Genomic DNA, 18,687 nt, shown 5'->3' with positions numbered 1-18,687 from the left:
GTTACCCACGTGCAGCCGCGCCGGGTCGGCGGCGATTCGCGCCGAACGTCTCTATCGCACCACTCACCTCATGCCGAATCCGGCCACCTGGTACCTCTACCTGCTCGAATGCGAGGGCAATGCCATCTACACCGGTATTACCACCGATGTAGCACGGCGCTTCGCCCAGCACCTGGCGGGTACCGGGGCGAAGTACACGCGTTCGCGCAAGCCGATCCGTGTCCTCGGCAGTCACCCCTTTCCCAACCGCTCCGAAGCCTCGCGCGCCGAGGCGGCGGTCAAGCGCCTCAGTCCCGAGCAGAAGCGTGCTTATTGCGCCACTCTGGCATCGACGCAAGCCGCGCCCGGCGCCGGCTGAGGCCGCCGGACAGGCCGGCCCCTCACGCAACTGCTCACACCACCGTCAGCACCACATCGATATTGCCCCGCGTCGCATTGGAGTACGGGCAGACCTGATGGGCCTGTTCGACCAGCTTCTGGGCCTGTGCCTTGTCATAGCCGGGAATCGAGATCTTCAACTCCACCTGCAGGCCGAAGCCCTGTCCGGCCGGTCCGATGCTGACGGCACCTTCGATCGACGTATCGGCCGGCAAGGCGGCCTTCTGCTGGCCGGCAACGTAACGCATCGCTCCGATGAAGCAGGCCGAATAGCCTGCGGCGAACAGCTGCTCGGGATTCAAGCCATTGCCGGCCCCGCCCATTTCCTTGGGAACGGCGAGTTTGATGTCGAGTTGGCCATCCGAGGTCACAGCGCGCCCATCGCGGCCGCCGGTGGCGGTTGCGTGGGCGGTGTACAGCACTTTTTCGAGTGTCATATCGGCTCCCATCATGTTTTCGTGGGAAAGTGGAAGTGAAGGCTTACCTGAGCCCGGCTCGACTCGGGAATCCGGCGAGCGGCCTTCCAGCTTAGTGCCTGCGCAGACCCGTGGCGGAAAAAATGGCGGAGAGATGGCGGACAACGAGGGCCACCCACCGGAGGATCTGCTGGTCGGTTGGGTCATCATATTCCACCGAACTTGAGATTGTGCGAGAGTGAGCATGTGCTGACAAAGCCGGAGGCCAGCCAGCGGGACCAGGGCCAGGATGCGTGCGCCCGCTTAAGTCTGCGTTAAGGATCGTTGGATAGCATGGTTCCGTCGCGCCAGGGAAGGCCAAGGCGCTGGAACTTCAAAGAAAGGGACACTCCATGATTCGCCAGACTCTTGCTCGCTCGGCTCTCGGCATCGCCGCGCTGGCCGCCATCGGCGGTGGTTATGCCTACCTGCAGAAGGAAGTCATCACGCCCAGCTACGCGGCCACCACGCCTGCCATCGCTGCCGCGCAATCCGTCGCCGTGGCGACACCGACCGACTTTTCCGGCATCGTGCAGCAGTACGGCCCGGCCGTGGTCAATATCAGTGTGACCGCGCGCGCGCAGCGGACCTCGGCCCAGACGCAAGGCATGGATCCGGAAGATCCGCTGTTCCAGTTCTTCAAGCGCTTCGGCCCGCAGTTCCAGATGCCGCAGAACAACCAGCCGCAACTGGTGCGCGGCCTCGGCTCGGGCTTCATCATCAGCCATGACGGACTGATCCTGACCAACGCTCACGTGGTCGACAATGCACAGGAAGTGACGGTCAAGCTGACCGACCGGCGCGAGTTCAAGGCCAAGGTCCTGGGTTCCGACGCGCAGTCCGACATCGCGGTCATCCGTATCGATGCCAAGGACCTGCCGACCGTCAAGCTCGGCGATGCTTCCGTGGTACGCGTCGGCGAACCGGTGCTCGCGATCGGCTCGCCCTATGGTTTCGAGAACACGGCGACCGCCGGCATCGTCAGCGCCAAGTCGCGCTCGCTGCCCGACGACACCTACGTGCCCTTCATCCAGACCGATGTCGCGGTCAATCCCGGCAACTCGGGCGGCCCGCTGTTCAACCAGCGTGGCGAGGTGATCGGTATCAATTCGCAGATCTACAGCCAGACCGGCGGTTACCAGGGCCTGTCCTTCGCCATCCCGATCAACGTGGCGACCAAGGTCGAGCAGCAGCTGGTCGAGCATGGCAAGGTGACCCGCGGCCGCCTGGGCCTTGCGGTCCAGGAGGTCAACCAGGCGCTGGCCAATTCCTTCGGCCTGCCGAAGCCGTCGGGCGCGCTGGTGACGTCGGTCGAACCGGACAGCCCGGCCTCCAAGGCGGGACTGAAGGCCGGCGATGTGATCGTGCAGTTCAACAATGACGTCATCGACCATTCGGGCGACCTGCCGGAACGCGTGGCCGACATCAAGCCGGGCACCGACAGCACCGTGAAGATCATCCGCAAGGGCCAGCCGATGACGCTCACGGTCAAGGTGGGCGCGGCACGCGAACAGAACGTGGCGCAAAAAGGCGGCAACAGCGATGCCGGCGGCCGGCTCGGGCTGGCGGTACGCCAGCTGACGGCCGAGGAGAAGCGCGACAGCGGCATCGATGCAGGCCTGGTGGTCGAGGACGTCAGCGGCCCGGCTGCGCGCGTCGGCATCCAGCCCGGTGACGTGATCCTGTCGCTCAACGGTACGCCCATCACCTCCGCCGACCAGCTGCGCTCGCTGGTGGCCAAGTCCGGCAAGCAGGTGGCACTGCTGGTGCAGCGGGACGATGCACGCATCTTCATTCCGCTCGACCTCGGCTGATCCCGCCACGATCCGCTGAGCGACGGCGGCGCACCGGGTGGACCGGCGCGCCGCCGATTTCGTTTACCGGGGCGGGTCGGCGGCAGGTATACCCCGCGTAAACGGCATCGTATACGCGGGGTATACGAAGCGGGTATACCTCCCGCGAAGCCTTGCAGATCGCGGCATTCCGGCTCACAAAGGGCTTTCAACGGGCGCCTTTACAGGTATCATCACGCCTGCGACGCATCAAATCATGCTCCGTCCCCGCGACCGGTATTTCCGACGCAAGCCGGAGCGATTGAACAAGGAAGTCTATGCAGTTGGATTTCACCCGGGCCCCGGCCGGTGCGGGTACAGAGAGAGCGCGCCGCGCGCCTCACTCCACGCCGTCGGCGCCCCGCCGCCGCAAGAAGGCCGCTACCCCGCCTCACTGGGAGCGCGGATACCGATCGCACTACTACCGCAATGAGCGCGGCGACAAGCTGGGCGAGGTCCGGCTGTCCGAGCGCGGCGATCTGCCCGTGGTCTACCATTGGGCCGCCGGCAACTATTCCGGCGCAGAAGGCTCGCTCGCCCACGCCCGCATGCGCGTCGAAGAGACCGTCGGTTTCGGCATGCGCCAGCTTCCCCTGTTCTGAGCCCCGGGAACACGCTTTTCCCAGGGTGGCTTGCGCCATCCACTCCCAGCCGCGCTTCACCCAGCCGCGCCTCACGGCCACCCGGCCGTCTCAGTTGAGCCGGCGCTGTATCAGCACGAAGGCCGCAGTGGCCAGTGCCAGTACGACCACCAGTCGGTACAGATCCTCGCAGGCGATCAGCCTTGCCTGCTGCTCGACCAGCAATCCCAGTTGTGCCACCGCGCCTTGATGGCCGTGTGCGGCATCCATGCCTCGCGCCACCAGTGTTTCCTGGACCTGGGCAAGCCATTGCGATACCTGCTCCGGACGCTGCCCCAGCGCATCGGTCAGGCTGGTATGGACGGCGAACTGCCGGTTCTGCAGCAACACCGCCCCGAGTGCAGAGGCAAAGGTGCCGGCGATCTGCCGGATCAGGTTCTTGCTGCGATAGCCGTGCGCGAAGTCGTCGTCAGCCAGTGAGCGGAAGGTCAGCCCGGCGACCGGGATCACCACCATCACGCCGAACAGTCCCTTGCCGACCAGGCCCCAGGCCAGGGCCGATGGCCCCGCGTCGGGCGGCATCACCGAGAACCACCAGGCGGCGCCGGCCATCACCAGCAGCCCGCAGACGATCAGCGGCTTCTTGTCCGGCAGGCGCGGCGCCACGCGCAGGTAGACCAGGATGCCGCCAAAGCTCACCAGCGCGGCGAAGCTGTTGAGCCAGCCCGTGGTGGCCAGCGGGATCTTCAGGGCCTGCTCCGCATAGACGGGGAAGAGATAGGCGCTCAGGTTGCTGACCACGTAGTAGAGGAAGTACAGCGCCAGGCCGGTCAGGTAGACCGGGTTGCGCAACGGGCGCAGGCGCAGCACCGGTGCCGCATGGTGCCATTGCTGCCACAGGAAGGAGGCGAGCAGCGCCAGCCCGAGCAGGCACACCAGCAGCAGGCGCAGCGGGTGCGAGAAGATATCGAAGCGCGCCTCGGTCATGGCGGCCTGCAGCGCCACCACCGCGGTACCGAACAGCAACAGCGGCCCCAGCGCCGGGCCTTCGTCCGGCGCACGCTGCTCGGCGTCCGGCAGCAGCAGCCAGGCGCCGATCGCCGCCAGCACCGCGAACGGCAGCACGCCGTAGAACACGTCCTGCCACACGCCGCGGTCGATCAGCTCCGCGGCCAGCGCGGGTGCCAGCGCCGAGGCGCCAAAGATGCCGATCATGAAGATGCGCGTGGCGCGCGGCCGGTCCGCGGCGCCGAACATCGCCACGATCAGGATGCGGCAACTGGTGAAGAGCGAGCCGCCGCCCACGCCCTGCACGAAGCGCGCGGCGACGAGCTGGGCGAGGTTGTGGCTGGTGGCGGCGGCCAGCGTGCCGGCGATGAACAGCAGCAGCGCGCCGGTCATGTAGTAGCGATAGCCGAAGCGCCGCGCCAGCCATTGCTGCTTGAGGATCATCAGCATGCCGCCCACGGCGTAGCCGCCCTGCACCAGGGCGAAGCCGCGCGGATCGGCGTCGACGCCGCCCACGATGTGGCTCGAGGCGAACACGAACATGATGTTCTCGAGAAACTCGACGGCGGTGGCCAGGGCCAGCAGCATCATCACCAGGGTCTGGCGCTGCCGGTGGCTCAGCAGCCGCAGCCAGCGCCAGCCGATGCGCAGCGGCTGCAAGGCCGGATTCGCTCTCATGGCTCGAGGGCCTCCAGGTTGGCGTGCAGGCGGGCCAGTGCGCGCGTGGCCTTGTCCAGGCCGCCGCTTCCGAGGGGTTCCCACGCTTCGCCATAGGCCGCGTGCACGGCGGGCATCGCCTGTTCCAGCAGCCGGCGCCCGGCGGGCGTCAGCACCAGGTCGAGGCTGCGCCGGTCCTGCGTGGACGCGTGGCGCTGGACCAGCCCGCGCGTTTCCAGCCCGTCCACCAGCCGCGTCATCTGCGTGCGGGTGGCGTCGATGGCGACGCCGAGTTCGGAGGGCATGGTGGGCTCGCCGGCATCGGCGGCCAGCATGCTGATGACCAGATACTGCGACAGGTCGAGCCCGAACGGGGCCAGCGCGCGCTCGATATGCGCGCGCAGCAGGCGGCTGGTTCGCAGCAGCAGGCGCGAGGCGAGGATCAGCTCGCGCGGGGCATCGGCGTAGGTGGTGCAGATGCGGTCGATACGCGCTTCGAAAGATGACATGGAGGGCGGACAAGGCGTGGGAGGCTGCCGTGCCATTCGGTGTGTTAGTTACGAATGAAATTATATCATTCGCAACGAATGCCGCGGCCGAGGGCGGTGTACCTGGGTCCCTTGTCCGCCAGGCCGGCCGCCTCAGCGGCGACGCAGCCGCGCCAGCTTGCCGAGGGTGCGGCGCATGATGGCGAGTGCGGCGGCGCGCTGCTGCGCGGTAGCGGTACCGTAGCGCAGCGCGATGTAGGCGTCGATGAAGGCCTGTGCGTGCGGCGCCACGGCCGGCAGCTGCGCCGCGGCGCGCGTGGCGAAGTCGCGCGGCCCTTCGCCGGTGCGGCGCACGCAGCCGAGGCGCCCCAGCCTGGCACAGAAACGTGCGTACAGGGCCGTGACCGGATCGGTGCCGCGGCGCCGTAGCCACCAGGGCAGAGGCAGCAGCAGCGCCAGCACGGCCATGCCGGCCAGCAGCAGTTGCATCAGGCTGGCGCCGATGCCGAGCCGCTCGAGATGTCCGAGCAGGCGGGCCTGCTGCCGGCGATCGTACTGCAGTACCCAGCGCTGCCAGGCGTAGACCATGCCGTCCAGGCCCCAGTGCAGGCGCCGCAGCCAGGCCGGGCCGCGCTGCCACCCCCCCAGGCCGGCGGCTCCGTCGCCCAGGACATCCGCTGCGCCCAGGTCGATGCGGTCCGGCGCGACGGCCGCGGTCGGATCGACCCGGACCCAGCCACGCCCGGCCAGCCAGACCTCGGCCCAGGCGTGGGCATCGGACTGCCGCACGAGGTAGTGGCCGCCGATCGGGTTGTATTCGCCGCCCTGGTAGCCGGTCACCACGCGCGCCGGCACTCCGGCGGCGCGCATCAGGAAGACGAAGCTGCCGGCGTAGTGCTCGCAGAAGCCGCTGCGCGTGCCGAACAGGAAGCTGTCCACCTGCTGTTGTCCGAGCGGGGGCGGCGACAGGGTGTAGCGGAAGGGCGCGCCGGCGAACAGCTGCAGTGCCGCCTGCACGCGCTGCCAGGGGGCGGCAAGGTCTGTCTGCCATTGCCGCGCCAGGGCGCGGCTGCGCGCATTGCCGGGCGGCAGCTCCAGCGCCAGCCGCGCGGTGCGCTCGTCCAGTATCTCGGCGGCCGGCGGCGGTGCCGAGCGCGCACGGTATTGCAGACGGTGGTCGGCCGGAGCGCCGGCGAGGAATTCGCCGTCGACGGTGACCGCGGCCGAGCCCGCCTGTTCGAGCGACCGGCCGCGGTCGAGCAGCAGCAGCCAGCGCTGCCCGCTGGGCTCGAGCGCGATGTCGTAATCGACGGCGTCACCCGCCGCGGCGGCGGACAGCGGCGGAGGCGGCTGGAGCGTGCGGCGCCGCGCGGCATCGGGCAGCCAGGCCGTGCCGTCGTAGTGCCACAGCACCATGGCACGCCAGTAGAGGGCGGCATTGGGCAGCGGCGCGCCACGGAGGGTCGCATGGAAGGCCGGTTCCGCCGAGCGGATCAGTTCGCCCACGCTGCCCGGCCGCATGGTGTCGCTCAATCCAGTGGTGGCCGTCCGCGCGGCTTGCGGCAGCCGCCATAGGGGCTGCTCCAGGCGCGGAAACAACAGGAACAGCAGCAGTGCCCAGGGCAGGCCGAGCAGCGCCATGCGCGCCAGCATCGGCCAGGGGGCCAGTCGCGCGCGGGCTTCCGGATGCTGCAGCCACAGCCAGTTGCGCAACATCCAGGCCGCCACCCCGGTGCCATACACGGCCAGCCAGAAGGGCTGCTCGAACAGGTACAGGCTCAGCAGCAGGTAGAAGCAGAGCTGGGTCACGAAGGTGGCATCGGCGAGCGCGCGGCACTCCAGCAACTTGAGCACGACAAAGGCGCCGAGCAGCGCGACCGCCAGCTCGCGGCCGACGCTGCCGCCGTCCTGCCAGGCCAGGGCCGCGCCGGTCAGCACCACCAGGCCGGCCACCGTGCCGAGCGCCAGCCGCGATGGCAGCGGGGCGCGCTGCTGCCAGAGCAGCCAGCGCCACAACATCAGCAGCATCAGCAGCAGGCTGACCGCGAGCGGGAGGGTACGGGCCTGCGGCGCCAGCACCAGGGCGAGCTGGCCCAGCAGCAGGCCGTGCTCATCGTGCCCGAGCGGGTGCGCGGCAGTCTTCATGGGACGGCTTCCGCCGCCGCCGCGCCCCCTGCGCCTCGCCCATCCGGCCAGAGCGCAAGCGCCTCCAGGCAGGCGCGTCGCTGCGCGGCGCCGCTGCCGGGCGGGATCTCCACGCCCGGCAGGCGCAGGCCGAAGCGCACGGACTCGTCCGCCGCCAGCACCCAGGCACACAGCCGCGACAAGCGTGCCTCCTCGTCGAGCGAAGCCGGCATGTCTTGCCACGCCAGCCAGCAGGCCGGCCGGTCCTCATTGCCGCCGGTGCGTGTCAGCCAGCTGCCGGTGCGGGCGCTGTGCTTCCACGCGATACGGTGCAGGGGGTCGCCATTGCGGTAGCGGCGCAACCGGTCGATGCCGTCGTCGCCGCTGCGCGCCGCAGACTCGTCCCCGGTGTCCGGCGCGGTCCAGGGCGGCGGCGGCGCGCCGGTTTCCGGCGCGGGGTAGACCAGGGCCGCGAGCGGCAGGTCGGCGTGGCTCCAGACGCGGAACAGCGCCAGCGGGAAGCGGCTGGATACAGTCAGGCGCGGCAAGGCCAGCCAGCCCCGCTGCGGCGCGTCGAGGCGCAGCGCCAGCACGGCATCGGCCTCTGCTGCCAGGAACTCGCCGCCGTCCGCGAGCACGGGACCGCGAGCTGCCTGCAGCGCCACGCTGTAGCGGGGCATGGTCCCGGCATTGCGCAGCCGGACGCGGAAGGTGGCGGCGTCGCCGGCAAAGGCAGGCTCGGCGGCTACGGCCCCGACCGCGAGGTCGAGCAGGTTGCGGTAGGCCTGCCACATGCTGCCCATGGCGATGCCGCCCAGCACGAAGGTCAGGGCGAAGCCCAGGCTGATGTTGTAGTTCAGCGCGGTCAGCAGCATGGCCGCCAGCAGCACCGCGAAGCCGGCGCCGCTGCGCGTGGGCAGGATGTAGAGATGGCGGCGGTCGAGTGTGACGACGCCGTCCAGCGGCGCGCGCCGGCGCCGCAGCCGCATGGCGGTCCAGCGGCGCAGCGCCGCCAGTGCGGGCCCGGTGGGCCGGGCGCGCGGCGCCGTGGCGGCATCTGCGCGGGTGCGCGCCATGGTGTCAGGGGATGGCGACCTCGGCCAGCAGCCGCGCCACGTCGTCCTGCCCGCTGCGTGCCGCGCCGGGCAGCAAGCGGTGGCCGGCCACCGCGGTGAACACGGCCTGCACATCCTCGGGCAGTACCAGCTCGCGATGGTCGAGCAGTGCCCAGGCGCGCGCGCACGCCAGCAGCGCCAGGCCGGCGCGCGGCGACAGGCCCGCGGCGAACTCGCGCCGGCCGCGCGTGGCCTGCACCAGCGCCAGCACATAGTCGACCAGCGCCGGGCTGGCGTAGACCTGCGCCGCCGCGGCCTGCAGGCCGCGCACCTGGGTGGCGTCCAGGATGGCCGGCGCCGCCGCTTCGTCGGCGCCTCCCAGGTAGAGCACGCGTTCGAAGGCGGGGTCCGGATAGCCGAGCGACAGCCGCATGGTGAAACGGTCGAGCTGCGATTCGGGCAGGGCGTGGGTGCCGAGCTGCTCCAGCGGGTTCTGCGTGGCGATCACGAAGAAAGGGGAGGGCAGCGCATGCGTGGTGCCGTCATGGGTCACCTGTCCTTCCGCCATGGCTTCCAGCAGCGCGCTCTGGGTCTTCGGGGGGGCCCGGTTGATCTCGTCGGCCAGCACCACCTGGGCGAACACCGGCCCGGGATGGAAGCGGAATTCACCGGCATCGCGCAGGAACACTGAGACGCCGATCAGGTCGGCCGGCAGCAGGTCGCTGGTGAACTGCACGCGCCGGTACTGCAGCCCCAGCGTACGCGCCAGCGCATGGGCCAGGGTGGTCTTGCCCACGCCCGGCAGGTCCTCCAGCAGCAGGTGGCCGCGCGCCAGCATGCAGGCCAGCGCCAGCCGCACCTGGCGCGGCTTGCCCAGTACGATGCGGCCCAGCTGGGTCTGCGCTTCGCCGAGGGCGTCGGTGATTCTCGGGCGGGCGGTCACGGTGGCCGTCTCCGGGTGGGGCTGACGCGCCATTGTAGCGGTGCGCGCCACCGCGCGGACTGTCCGCTGCCGCACCCTCCGGGCGGGTACACCGGGGCGCCCCGCTTCTGGCATCATCGAAGCTATTGCCGATCAACCGGTCACACGCGATGACTTCCCCGCAGCAACCCCACCCGACGGCGCCAGCGGCGGCCGGCGGGATTTCCCCGTCCCCGGCCGAACTGGACAAACTGGCCGTGGATTTCCACCAGGATGGCTACCTGGTCTTGCGCAGCTTCGCGCCCGAGGCCGTTTGCGCGGCGCTGGAGCAGGTGGCCCGCGCGCATCTGGCCGGCGCTGTGCCGCCGGTGGAGTACGAAGCCGAGCTGGGCTATCCCGGCGCGCCGGCCAGCCGCGATGCCGCCGGCGGCGGCACCGTGCGGCGGCTGCGCCAGGCTTATGGCCGGGACGAGGTGTTCCGCCGCTGGGCCGGTGATCCGGCGCTGGTGCGGGTGGTCGAAGGCCTGCTGGGCGAACCGGCCCGGCTGACGCTGGCGCACCACAATTGCGTGATGACCAAGCACCCGCAGTTCGGCAGCCAGACCGGCTGGCACCGCGATACGCGCTACTGGTCGTTTACCAGCCCCGAGTTGGTGACGGTGTGGCTGGCGTTGGGCGACGAGGACGAGCGTAACGGCGTGCTGCGCGTGATTCCCGGCTCGCACCGGGCGGCGCTCGAACCCGGACAGCTCGACGCGCTGGAATTCCTGGTGGAGGCGCATCCGGCCAGCCAGGCGCTGCTGCAGGGCGTGGTGCCCTTGTCGCTGCATCGTGGCGACGTGCTGTTCTTCGACAGCCGCCTGTTCCACAGTGCCGGGCGCAATGCCTCGGAAGCGGTCAAGCTGTCGGTGGCCTTCGCCTACCACGGCGCCGGCAACCAACCGCTGCCGGGCACGCGTTCGGCCGAGTTCGGCAGCATCGCGCTGCCTCCGGCCTGAGCGGCGCGGGGCTGGCCCCCGCGCGACGCCCCCGCCAGCGCCTCAGGTGCGCAGGCCGACCAGGTTGGAGATCTTCTCCGAGGCCGCCAGCAGCGGCGGCAGGAAGTTCTGGATCATTTCGGCGGCGCTGGTGCGGTTGGCCTGGCCGCTGATATTGATGGCGGCGAGCACCTGTCCCGCACGGTTGCGGATGGGCGCCGCCAGCGACACCAGCCCTTCCTCCAGTTCCTGGTCGTTCTCCGCCCAGCCGCGCGCGCGGATATCGGCGATCACCTGCTTGAGCGCGTCGATATCGGTGACGGTGTTGCGCGTGCGCGCGCGCAGATCCGAGGCCCGCAGCACGCGGTCCAGTTCGGCTTCCGGCAGGCCGGCCAGCAGCACGCGCCCCATCGACGAGCAGTAGGCGGGCAGGCGGCTGCCGATTGACAGGTTGATGGTCATGATCTTGCGCGCCGGCACCCGCAGCACGTAGACGATCTCCGTGCCGTCCAGCACCGAGATGGAACAGCTCTCGTGCACCTGCTGCGACAGCGTCTCCATGATCGGCTCGGCCAGGTTCCAGAACGGCATCGAGGTCAGGTAGGCGAAGCCCAGGTCCAGGATCTTGGGGGTCAGGCGGAACAGCCGGCCGTCTGCCTGCACGTAGCCGAGACCGACCAGCGTCAGCAGGATGCGGCGCGCGCCGGCCCGCGTCAGCCCGCTGGCCTGCGCGATCTCGGTCAGGGTCTGGGCCGGGTGCTCGGCGTTGAAGGCGCGAATCACGGACAGGCCGCGCGCGAAGGACTGCACGTAGCTGTCGCTCGGCTTCTCGGCCGCCGGACCGGCGCCGGCTTCGGCCGTCGGATGGGAGGTGGCTGGGGTGGCCATCGGTGGAATCGGCTTGGCGCCGAATAGCACGGAAAGGCCGAAAGGGTAGAGGAAATGCGCGTTCGGCGCCAGTGGCGCACCCGCCGCATCCTGCCGCTGGCGGCAGCCGCGGCGGCGCGCTGTATGGCGCCGGAGTGCGCAAGCCGGCGCCGGCGGGCCGGCTTTCGGTGCCGCGCCCGCCGGCTTGTGCAGACGCTGTCCGCCGCGTGCCGCATAATGTCGCGCGAATTCGGCCGATTAGGAGGCGCGGCGCACCGACTGTGCCGCAGAGGAAAGTGTCGTCAGCGAACGAAACGATTCAGTGGAACGATTGGGAGGCATTCTGCAGCGTGGTGGAGTACGGCACCTTCACCGCTGCCGCCGAGCAGCTCGAGTGCCCGAAGTCCCGCGTCTCGGCGGCGGTGGCCCGGCTCGAGGACGCCATCGGTGCCAAGCTGCTGGAGCGCACCACGCGCCGCATGCGCCTGACGGACGCGGGCAGCGCCGTCTACCGGGATGTGGCGCCCTTGTTCGCGCGGCTGCGCGAGATCCGGCAGGAAACCCTGGCGCGCGAGGAGCGCGTGCAGGGCGTGCTGCGCATTGCCACCCCCTACGAGTTCGGCGCCCAGCAGCTCGGGGGCGTGATCTGCCGTACCCTGGCCGCGTACCCGGAGCTGGACGTGTCGGTGGAAACGGCACAAGGCCTGGTCGATCCGATCCGTGACGGCTTCGATATCGCCTTCGTCGCGGTCGATGCCGATCTGCCGGACTCCGGCACGGTCGCGCGCCGCATCTACCATGTCGAGCGCGGCCTGTTCGCCGCGCCCGCGCTGGCCGCCACGCTGCCGCAGGCGGCCGTGCCCGAGCAGCTGGCCAACCTGCCGGTGCTGACCACGCCGGGCGATACGGTCTGGGAGTTCACCTACGCCGGCGAGCGCGTATCGGTGCCGATCCACCCGCGCATGCAGACGTTCAACGCGGAACTGCGCCTGCAAGGGGCGCTCGCCGGGCTGGGCATCGCGCGGCTGGCGCTGCACTACTGCGAGGCCGAGGTGGCCCAGGGCAGGCTGGTGCGCGTTTTGCCGGAATTCACGCCGCCGCCCTTGCGGGTCTTCGCCCTGTTGCCGGACCGGCGCCTGCAGCCGCGCAAGGTGCGGGCCTTCATGGAAGAGGTGGAGTCGATGCTGGCTGCCCACGAGCAGGCCGGCATCGCGATCTGCTGAGGCAGCGCAGGGCGGGGAGTCCCTGCGCCACCGGTACCGGCGGCAGCGGTCCCGGCAAGGGCGCGGCGCCGTCAGGTGTGCCCGACGTGCCGGACGTGCCCGATGTCTCAGGCGCCTTCGCTGAAGCTGTCGCGGCGGCCGAGGTTGGCGCCTTCCGAGTACGGGTCGCGGCGGCCCAGGTTCGCGCCTTCCGCATACGGGTCACGGGCGCCGATGCGTGCGCCATCCGAGTACGGGTCGCGATTGCCGGCGCGTGCGCCTTCCGAGTACGGATCGCGCGCACCCGCGTGGCCGACGCCGCCGTCCAGGCGGGTCAGGTCGGAGTCCAGTGCCGCTGCGTGCGCGCCGGCGGCGGCACCCAGCGAGAGGCCGACGGCGCAGAGCAGGGAGAGGACGAGGCTGCGGGTTTGGGAGGGAGTCTTCATGATGTTTTCTTCTCTTGACTTGGCAGTGTGCGTGGTTCGGGCCACGTTGACCGTACTGTAGTCGCTGCAGAATTCGAGAAAAAGCATCAATTCTCAACACACTGTCCAGGCTCGTGGACAATGCTTGCCCCGGCGGCCTGGGCCGCCAGGCCCAGCCTTTACAGCAGGAAGCGCGTGCCGGTCAGGCCGGCGCCCAGGCGCGCGATCATCATCAGCAGGATCTGCGCGATCACGAACAGCACCAGCGGCGAGATGTCGAAGCCGCCCAGGCGCGGCACCACGCGCTGGATCGGCCGCAGCAGCGGGGCCGTCAGGTGGTGGATGATGGGGGTGATCGGGGAGTGCGGGTTGACCCAGGACAGCAGGGCCATCAGCAAGGTCACCCACATCACCAGGCTGACGCCCCACTTCAGCACGCTCGGAATCGCCATCAGCAGCGAGAACGGCAGGAAGTCGAGCGGATTGCCGCCCGACACCATCAGCGCCAGCGTCAGGTAGACCACCGCCGCCAGCCAGGCACCGACCAGCGTGGCCCAGTCGAAGCCGCCCAGGCCGGGAATGATGCGGCGCAAGGGACGCACCAGCCAGTCGGTCACCTGGAACACGCCCTGCGACACGGGATTGCGGGTGGGCAGCCGTGTCAACTGCATCCACAGCCGCAGCAGCAGCGCCATGCCGAACAGGGAGAAGACGGTATCGAGCAGGAAGAGTGCAATTTCCGTGAACATCGGGGGAGTTCCGTGGGCGTGGATAAGGAGCCGCAAAGGGTCTGCAACCGCACAGATTCTGCCACAGCCCTCGCCCCCGACGGCATTCCGCGCGGGGTGTGGCGTGCCTCTCCCTATAATGCCGGGCAACGACGCAGGCCGCCGCATCGGTGCCGCCCGTCTTTCTCCCAGCCCAGATGACGCGCCGAACCACCGCAGCCCCGATCCCGCTCGACAAGCGGGATTTCGAAGCCCTGTCCGATTTCCGCTACCAGCTGCGGCGTTTCCTCCGCTTTTCGGAGGATGCCGCGCGCGAGGAGGGGCTGACGGTGCAGCAGTACCTGCTGCTGCTCCATGTGCGCGGCTGTCCTGGCAAGGACTGGGCCTCGATCGGTGAGCTGGCGGAGCGCCTGCAGGCCAAGCCGCATGGCGTGGTGGCCCTGGTCAACCGCTGCGAGGAAGCCGGGCTGGTGCGGCGCCAGGTCAATGCCGGCGACCGCCGCATCGTCGAGGTACACCTGTTGCCCGCCGGAGAGCGCTCGCTGGCGCGGCTGGCCATGCTCCACCGGGTCGAACTCGAGTCGCTGCAGGGTACCTTCCGCGTGGCGCGTATCACCGCGTTCAACGACGACGGCGCCGAACGGGGCTGAGGCCGGCCGCTGCTGCGGCCCCATGGCGTTTGGTTACAGCGCGTTACGAATCCGTGTTCTCCGTGACACCCATGCAGCGGCCGCGGCCCTAGACTCGCGCGCATTCCCACCACCTTGCGCTGGAGTCGCATTCCCATGTCCGTGCCTGTCCGTTCCCTGCTGTCCGTCACCCTTGCAGCGCTTGCCGCGCTGGGGCTTGGCGCCTGTGCCGCGCCGTATGGCTACGGCAGCCCGGGAGGCTACGGCGGGTACGCCCCCTATGGCAGTGCAGGCGCCACGGCGTACGCCAATGGCTATGGCGGCAGCACCGCCGGTGGCACCTATGTGAGCCAGGACGGCTATGCCTCTGCCGACGGGGCGCAGGCCGGCGCCTATGCGCCGCCTGCCTACCCCGGCCCGCAGGCGCCGGCGCCTGCCTATGCGCCGGCCGAGCCGGCTCCGGCCTATCCTCCGGCCGCTTATCCCCCGGCCACCTATCCCGGGGCGGCCGGCCAGCCGCCCGCCTATGGCCAGTCTGGCCAGCAAGGGTCCTACGGCGCACCGGGCTATGCGCAGGGAGCACCGGCGGCACCGGTGGCTTACGGCGTGCGCTACGGCTGGGTCGAATCCATCGAGCAGCTGCCGCCGCAGCCGGCCGGCACCAGTGGTGCGGGTGCCGTGGTGGGCGGCCTGGTCGGCGGCCTGCTCGGTCACCAGGTCGGCGGCGGCCGCGGCAACACCGTGGCGACCATCGGCGGCGCGGTGGTCGGCGCGCTGGCCGGCAACGAAGTCGAGAAGCGCGCCAGTACCGCGCCGCAGGCGTTCCGCGTGCGCGTGCGCACCAGCGACAACGCCTACCTGACGCTGACCCAGTCCGATGCCTACCGCCTGCGCAACGGTGACCGCGTCAGGATCGAGAACGGCGTCGCCGTCCCGTATTGATCCGGGCGATCCCTGCCGGACGCGCGCATGGCGCGCGTGTCCGGACCCGGCGCACACCGCCTGGCTGCTGCACGCTCAGTCGTCGAACAAGGCGGCGTAGTCGTCGCGCAACTGGCGCTTGAGCAGCTTGCCGGCCGTATTGCGCGGCAGGTCGTCGACGAAGACGATGCGCTTGGGAACCTTGTAGGCGGCCAGGCTGGCGCGGGCGTGTTCCAGCAGCGCGTCCTCGCTGACACCGCCGCCCGGCTTGCGCACCACGCACGCCACCACCGCCTCGACCCACCTGGGGTGCGGCAGCGCGATCACCGCCACCTCTCCGACCGACGCATGCGTGTACAGGCACTCCTCGACCTCGCGGCTGGACACCAGCACGCCGCCGGAGTTGATCACGTCCTTGATGCGGTCGACCACATAGAGGTAGCCGGCCTCGTCCATATAGCCCAGGTCGCCCGAATGGAACCAGCCGCCGGTAAAGGCTTCGGCAGTCTGCTCCGGCTTGTCCCAGTAGCCGGTGAGCAGTTGCGGCGAGCGATGCACGATCTCGCCCATCTCGCCCGGCGCCACGTCGCGCAGGGTCTCGTCGACGATGCGCGTCTCCACATTGAGCACCGGCCTTCCCGCCGAGGCCGGGCGGTCGCGATGTTCGCGCGGGCCCAGCACGGTGGCGAGCGGACCGATCTCGCTTTGCCCGTAGCAGTTGTAGAAGCCGAGCGCGGGCAGGCGCTGCTGCAGTTCCAGCAGCACCGGCACCGGCATGATCGAGGCCCCGTAGTAGGCCTTGGCCAGCGTGCCGAGGCGCGCCGGGTCGAAGCCGGGGTGGCGCAGCAGCGCGATCCAGACCGTGGGCGGCGCGAAGAAGCTGTTGAGTCCTTCCGCTTCGATCGTGCGCAGGCAGAAGCCTGCCTCCGGGCTCTCGGCGATCAGCGAGGTGCCGCCCATCAGCAGCAGCGGCATCAGGAACACATGCATCTGCGCCGAATGGTAGAGCGGCAGCGCGGCCAGCGCGCGATCCTCGGCGCGGATATCGCAGCAGGCGATGGCGCTGGCGTATTCGGCCAGCAGCGCGCGATGTGTCATCACCGCGCCCTTGGGCGCCGAGGTGGTGCCGGAGGTGTACAGGATCTGCGCCGGCATCTCGTCGTCGAGCGCGGGGGAGAGCTCCGCCAGCGGACCCTGGGCGGCGGCCTGCAGTACATCGTGCGCCGTGCCGCCGTGCAGCGTGCCATGCAGCCGGCACGGCAGGCCGTCGACGCGCTCGGCCAGCGCCGGATCGGCGAACACCGCGCTGGCGCCCGACTGGCCGATGATGTATTCGGCCTCCTTGCGCGTCATCGCGTAGTTGACCGGCACGTGGACCAGGCCGGCGCGCAGGCAGCCCAGCCACAGCAGCAGGTAGGCATCCGAGTTCTTGCCGAAGGCGGCCACGCGATCGCCCGGCTGCAGCCCCCAGGCGGCGAGGGCACCCGCCACGCGCGCGCTCGCCTGCTCGAGCGCGCGGAAGGACCAGCTGCGCTCCTGGAAACGGATGGCGATGCGCTCGGGGTCGCGCCGTACGGCGCGCGCGATGGCATCGGGGATGGTGTTGCGCCGGGCGCGCTGCTGCTCTGACTGCATGGTGGTCTCCGTCGTTATCGTGAGGTCCCATGGCGGGACGACGAAGGCCAAGCCCTCCTCACCCTGTCATGGGTACCTGGGTGCCAGCAAGCCTGAAAGCGGGTTTGGCGCCCAGCATAAGGGCGCCCGGTGAGGAAGGCAAGGCACCGCCGGTACGCGCCGGCGGCACCCGCGACGCGTCAGAGCGCGTCGGCGAGGAAGGTCAGCGCCCGGCCGTGCGACAGGGCCGCCGAATGCTGGTGGTAGGAGGCGCGTGCCCAGCAGTTGAAGCCGTGGTCCGCCTGCTCGTAGACGAAGACCTCGGCGCGCTTGCCCGCCACCGCCTCGCGCACCTGCCGTACCGCTTCGGGCGGGATGTGGGCATCGAGCGCGCCGTAGTGGAACTGCACCGGGACCTCGATGGCCGCGGCCTCCTGCAGGTTGTTCTGGATGCCGCCGCCGTAGAAGGGCACGGCCGCATCGACCAGGCCGCGCGCCGCGGACAGGTAGGACAGCAGGCCGCCGAAGCAGTAGCCTAGCGCGGCGACCTTGCCGCCACCGCTGTGCTGGCGCAGCGCGCGCACGGTCGCGCCGATGTCCTGCAGCGCGAGGCCGACGTCGACCTGCTTGCGCAGCGACAGCGCGCGCTCCATGTCGGCGCCGGCGTAGCCCAGTTCGACGCGCGGCGCGAGGCGCCAGAACACGTCAGGCGCCAGCACCACATAGCCGTCGGCGGCATACTGGTCGGCCACCGCGCGGATGTGTTCGTTGACACCGAAGATTTCCTGCAGCAGGACGATGCCGGGCGCACCGTCCAGCTTGGCTGCGGGCGGCAGGCTCAGATAGGCGTCGAAGCTGCCCGTGTCGGCTTCGATGCGGATCCAGCGGCTTTGGGGCATGGTGGCTCGCTCCATGGAGTTTGGTTCAGGGCGCAAGTGTGCCACCGCTGCCCGCTTCGTGCCGGGCACGGCGCCGGCCGTGCTGCCGGCGTCGCTGCCTGGCGCAAAGCGCTACCAGCGTTACCGGTTGGTTACCCGATGCGCATGCCGGCTGCTTACCAGTTGAGCTGCCGGCTTACGCCCGGGGCCAGCACGGTGTGCTTTTCCACACCGTCGTAGACGGCGCTGACCTGGTAGCTGCCCTGCGGCCCCTTCATCAGGCAGCGCGGCCCTTCCGCCTGGAACTCTGCCACGTCCTTGCCGTTGCGGCGGACCTTCACCGCCACGTCGGACAGGTACTCGCCGCGGCGTCCCTCCGTGAACAGCAGGCTCATGCCGTAATGCGGCGCGTCGGCCTGCAGCGCCTGCTGCTCGTCGGCACCGACGCCGCCGCAGACATAGGTGATAGAGCCCGACGTGGCCGGCACCATCGGCGCGGCGACGCCCGTGGCGGGCAGCAGCAGCGCACAAAGTGCGAGGCCGCCGGACAGGGCGGCACCGGTAGCGACGCTGCGCATGGAAGTGTGCTTGCCTTGCATGATCGCTCCTGAAGTTCCTACTGACTCAAATTGGAGTAAGGCCAGGTGCCATCGTTCCGCGTGGTGTCCGCGCGCCACCTTGGCCTGCGCTGGTGCCCTGCCGCCGCCACAAAGGCTGTCGGTGTCCGGCTGACATCGCGCGTGCCAGCGGCGGTGGCAGCGGCAAGGGTGACCGCAGCGATGCACATCAAAGGCATGCTTCATGCGCATCCAATGTGCATGTGTGCGGGATGTGCAGGAAATGAGTGATGGATGCAAAAGATGCGGTGCCTCTGCATCGCCGCGATTGTCGGGCAGGTGGCTCCGCCAACTCCGCGCCCCGTGGGGCGCGGCCCGCTGTCGGCGCG

General features: G+C 70.0%; 19 protein-coding genes. 7 read left to right on the top strand and 12 right to left on the bottom strand.

Features of this window, described 5'->3' with window-relative positions:
- Positions 1-70: 70 nt before the first annotated feature.
- Complete coding sequence (locus BKK81_RS21060; protein WP_071017424.1) at positions 71-358, top strand: GIY-YIG nuclease family protein; 288 nt, start codon at positions 71-73, stop codon at positions 356-358.
- 34 nt (positions 359-392) lie between these two features.
- Here the strand turns inward: BKK81_RS21060 and BKK81_RS21055 are convergent, their stop codons facing one another.
- Positions 393-815: an organic hydroperoxide resistance protein gene (locus BKK81_RS21055; protein ID WP_071021943.1), complete on the bottom strand. Its 423-nt coding sequence runs from the start codon at positions 813-815 to the stop codon at positions 393-395.
- Between the two features lie 371 nt (positions 816-1,186).
- Here BKK81_RS21055 and BKK81_RS21050 point away from each other — a divergent pair, with 371 nt between their 5' ends.
- Both BKK81_RS21050 and BKK81_RS21045 read left to right on the top strand, forming a co-directional pair.
- Positions 1,187-2,647: a DegQ family serine endoprotease gene (locus BKK81_RS21050; RefSeq protein WP_071017422.1), complete on the top strand. Its 1,461-nt coding sequence runs from the start codon at positions 1,187-1,189 to the stop codon at positions 2,645-2,647.
- Positions 2,648-2,943: 296 nt separating this feature from the next.
- The gene (locus tag BKK81_RS21045; protein WP_071017420.1) at positions 2,944-3,267 is read left to right on the top strand and encodes a hypothetical protein; all 324 of its coding nucleotides are present in this window, start codon (positions 2,944-2,946) and stop codon (positions 3,265-3,267) included.
- Positions 3,268-3,357: 90 nt separating this feature from the next.
- Here BKK81_RS21045 and BKK81_RS21040 read toward each other — a convergent pair whose 3' ends face one another.
- The 5 genes from BKK81_RS21040 to BKK81_RS21020 all read right to left on the bottom strand — a co-directional run bounded on the left by BKK81_RS21040 (position 3,358) and on the right by BKK81_RS21020 (position 9,521).
- Positions 3,358-4,932, bottom strand: a complete 1,575-nt coding sequence (locus tag BKK81_RS21040; RefSeq protein WP_197524031.1) for an MFS transporter — start codon at positions 4,930-4,932, stop codon at positions 3,358-3,360.
- Positions 4,929-5,420: a MarR family winged helix-turn-helix transcriptional regulator gene (locus tag BKK81_RS21035; RefSeq protein ID WP_071017417.1), complete on the bottom strand. Its 492-nt coding sequence runs from the start codon at positions 5,418-5,420 to the stop codon at positions 4,929-4,931. Before BKK81_RS21035 ends, BKK81_RS21040 begins: the two co-directional genes overlap by 4 nt.
- Before the next feature lie 132 nt (positions 5,421-5,552).
- Positions 5,553-7,544 (bottom strand): transglutaminase TgpA family protein, encoded by a 1,992-nt coding sequence (locus tag BKK81_RS21030; RefSeq protein ID WP_071017415.1) that lies wholly within the window; start codon positions 7,542-7,544, stop codon positions 5,553-5,555.
- Positions 7,541-8,599 carry a DUF58 domain-containing protein gene (locus tag BKK81_RS21025; RefSeq protein WP_083384315.1) on the bottom strand — a complete coding sequence of 353 codons (1,059 nt, stop codon included), beginning with the start codon at positions 8,597-8,599 and terminating at the stop codon, positions 7,541-7,543. Before BKK81_RS21025 ends, BKK81_RS21030 begins: the two co-directional genes overlap by 4 nt.
- 4 nt (positions 8,600-8,603) lie before the next feature.
- Positions 8,604-9,521 (bottom strand): AAA family ATPase, encoded by a 918-nt coding sequence (locus tag BKK81_RS21020; RefSeq protein WP_071017413.1) that lies wholly within the window; start codon positions 9,519-9,521, stop codon positions 8,604-8,606.
- 149 nt (positions 9,522-9,670) lie between these two features.
- Between BKK81_RS21020 and BKK81_RS21015 the strand changes: the two genes are divergently transcribed.
- Positions 9,671-10,498 (top strand): phytanoyl-CoA dioxygenase family protein, encoded by an 828-nt coding sequence (locus BKK81_RS21015; protein WP_071017411.1) that lies wholly within the window; start codon positions 9,671-9,673, stop codon positions 10,496-10,498.
- A 42-nt stretch (positions 10,499-10,540) separates the two neighbouring features.
- Here the strand turns inward: BKK81_RS21015 and BKK81_RS21010 are convergent, their stop codons facing one another.
- Positions 10,541-11,365 carry an IclR family transcriptional regulator gene (locus BKK81_RS21010; protein ID WP_071017409.1) on the bottom strand — a complete coding sequence of 275 codons (825 nt, stop codon included), beginning with the start codon at positions 11,363-11,365 and terminating at the stop codon, positions 10,541-10,543.
- Positions 11,366-11,640: 275 nt separating this feature from the next.
- Here BKK81_RS21010 and BKK81_RS21005 point away from each other — a divergent pair, with 275 nt between their 5' ends.
- Positions 11,641-12,567, top strand: coding sequence for a LysR family transcriptional regulator (locus BKK81_RS21005; protein ID WP_071017407.1), 927 nt, complete (start codon positions 11,641-11,643; stop codon positions 12,565-12,567).
- 107 nt (positions 12,568-12,674) lie between these two features.
- On the opposite strand, the gene BKK81_RS21000 is transcribed toward BKK81_RS21005, so the two are convergent.
- Positions 12,675-12,992: a hypothetical protein gene (locus tag BKK81_RS21000; protein ID WP_071017405.1), complete on the bottom strand. Its 318-nt coding sequence runs from the start codon at positions 12,990-12,992 to the stop codon at positions 12,675-12,677.
- 158 nt (positions 12,993-13,150) lie between these two features.
- Positions 13,151-13,720: a YggT family protein gene (locus BKK81_RS20995; protein WP_071017403.1), complete on the bottom strand. Its 570-nt coding sequence runs from the start codon at positions 13,718-13,720 to the stop codon at positions 13,151-13,153.
- Between the two features lie 176 nt (positions 13,721-13,896).
- On the opposite strand from BKK81_RS20995, the gene BKK81_RS20990 reads away from it, so the two are divergent.
- Complete coding sequence (locus tag BKK81_RS20990) at positions 13,897-14,349, top strand: MarR family winged helix-turn-helix transcriptional regulator (protein WP_071017401.1); 453 nt, start codon at positions 13,897-13,899, stop codon at positions 14,347-14,349.
- Between the two features lie 135 nt (positions 14,350-14,484).
- A complete protein-coding gene (locus BKK81_RS20985; RefSeq protein ID WP_071017399.1) occupies positions 14,485-15,270 on the top strand; it encodes a glycine zipper 2TM domain-containing protein in 786 nt (261 codons plus the stop codon).
- A 75-nt stretch (positions 15,271-15,345) separates the two neighbouring features.
- On the opposite strand, the gene BKK81_RS20980 is transcribed toward BKK81_RS20985, so the two are convergent.
- The 3 genes from BKK81_RS20980 to BKK81_RS20970 all read right to left on the bottom strand — a co-directional run bounded on the left by BKK81_RS20980 (position 15,346) and on the right by BKK81_RS20970 (position 18,340).
- Positions 15,346-16,884, bottom strand: a complete 1,539-nt coding sequence (locus BKK81_RS20980; RefSeq protein ID WP_071017398.1) for an acyl-CoA synthetase — start codon at positions 16,882-16,884, stop codon at positions 15,346-15,348.
- A gap of 179 nt (positions 16,885-17,063) precedes the next feature.
- Positions 17,064-17,762 (bottom strand): dienelactone hydrolase family protein, encoded by a 699-nt coding sequence (locus BKK81_RS20975; protein ID WP_071017396.1) that lies wholly within the window; start codon positions 17,760-17,762, stop codon positions 17,064-17,066.
- A gap of 155 nt (positions 17,763-17,917) precedes the next feature.
- Positions 17,918-18,340: a hypothetical protein gene (locus tag BKK81_RS20970; protein ID WP_071017394.1), complete on the bottom strand. Its 423-nt coding sequence runs from the start codon at positions 18,338-18,340 to the stop codon at positions 17,918-17,920.
- Between the last annotated feature and the right edge of the window lie 347 nt (positions 18,341-18,687).

The sequence above is a fragment of the Cupriavidus sp. USMAHM13 genome (genome assembly GCF_001854285.1).
In the GTDB taxonomy this organism is placed as follows: Bacteria; Pseudomonadota; Gammaproteobacteria; order Burkholderiales; family Burkholderiaceae; genus Cupriavidus; species Cupriavidus malaysiensis.
This window is presented reverse-complemented; position numbering and strand designations above follow the sequence as displayed.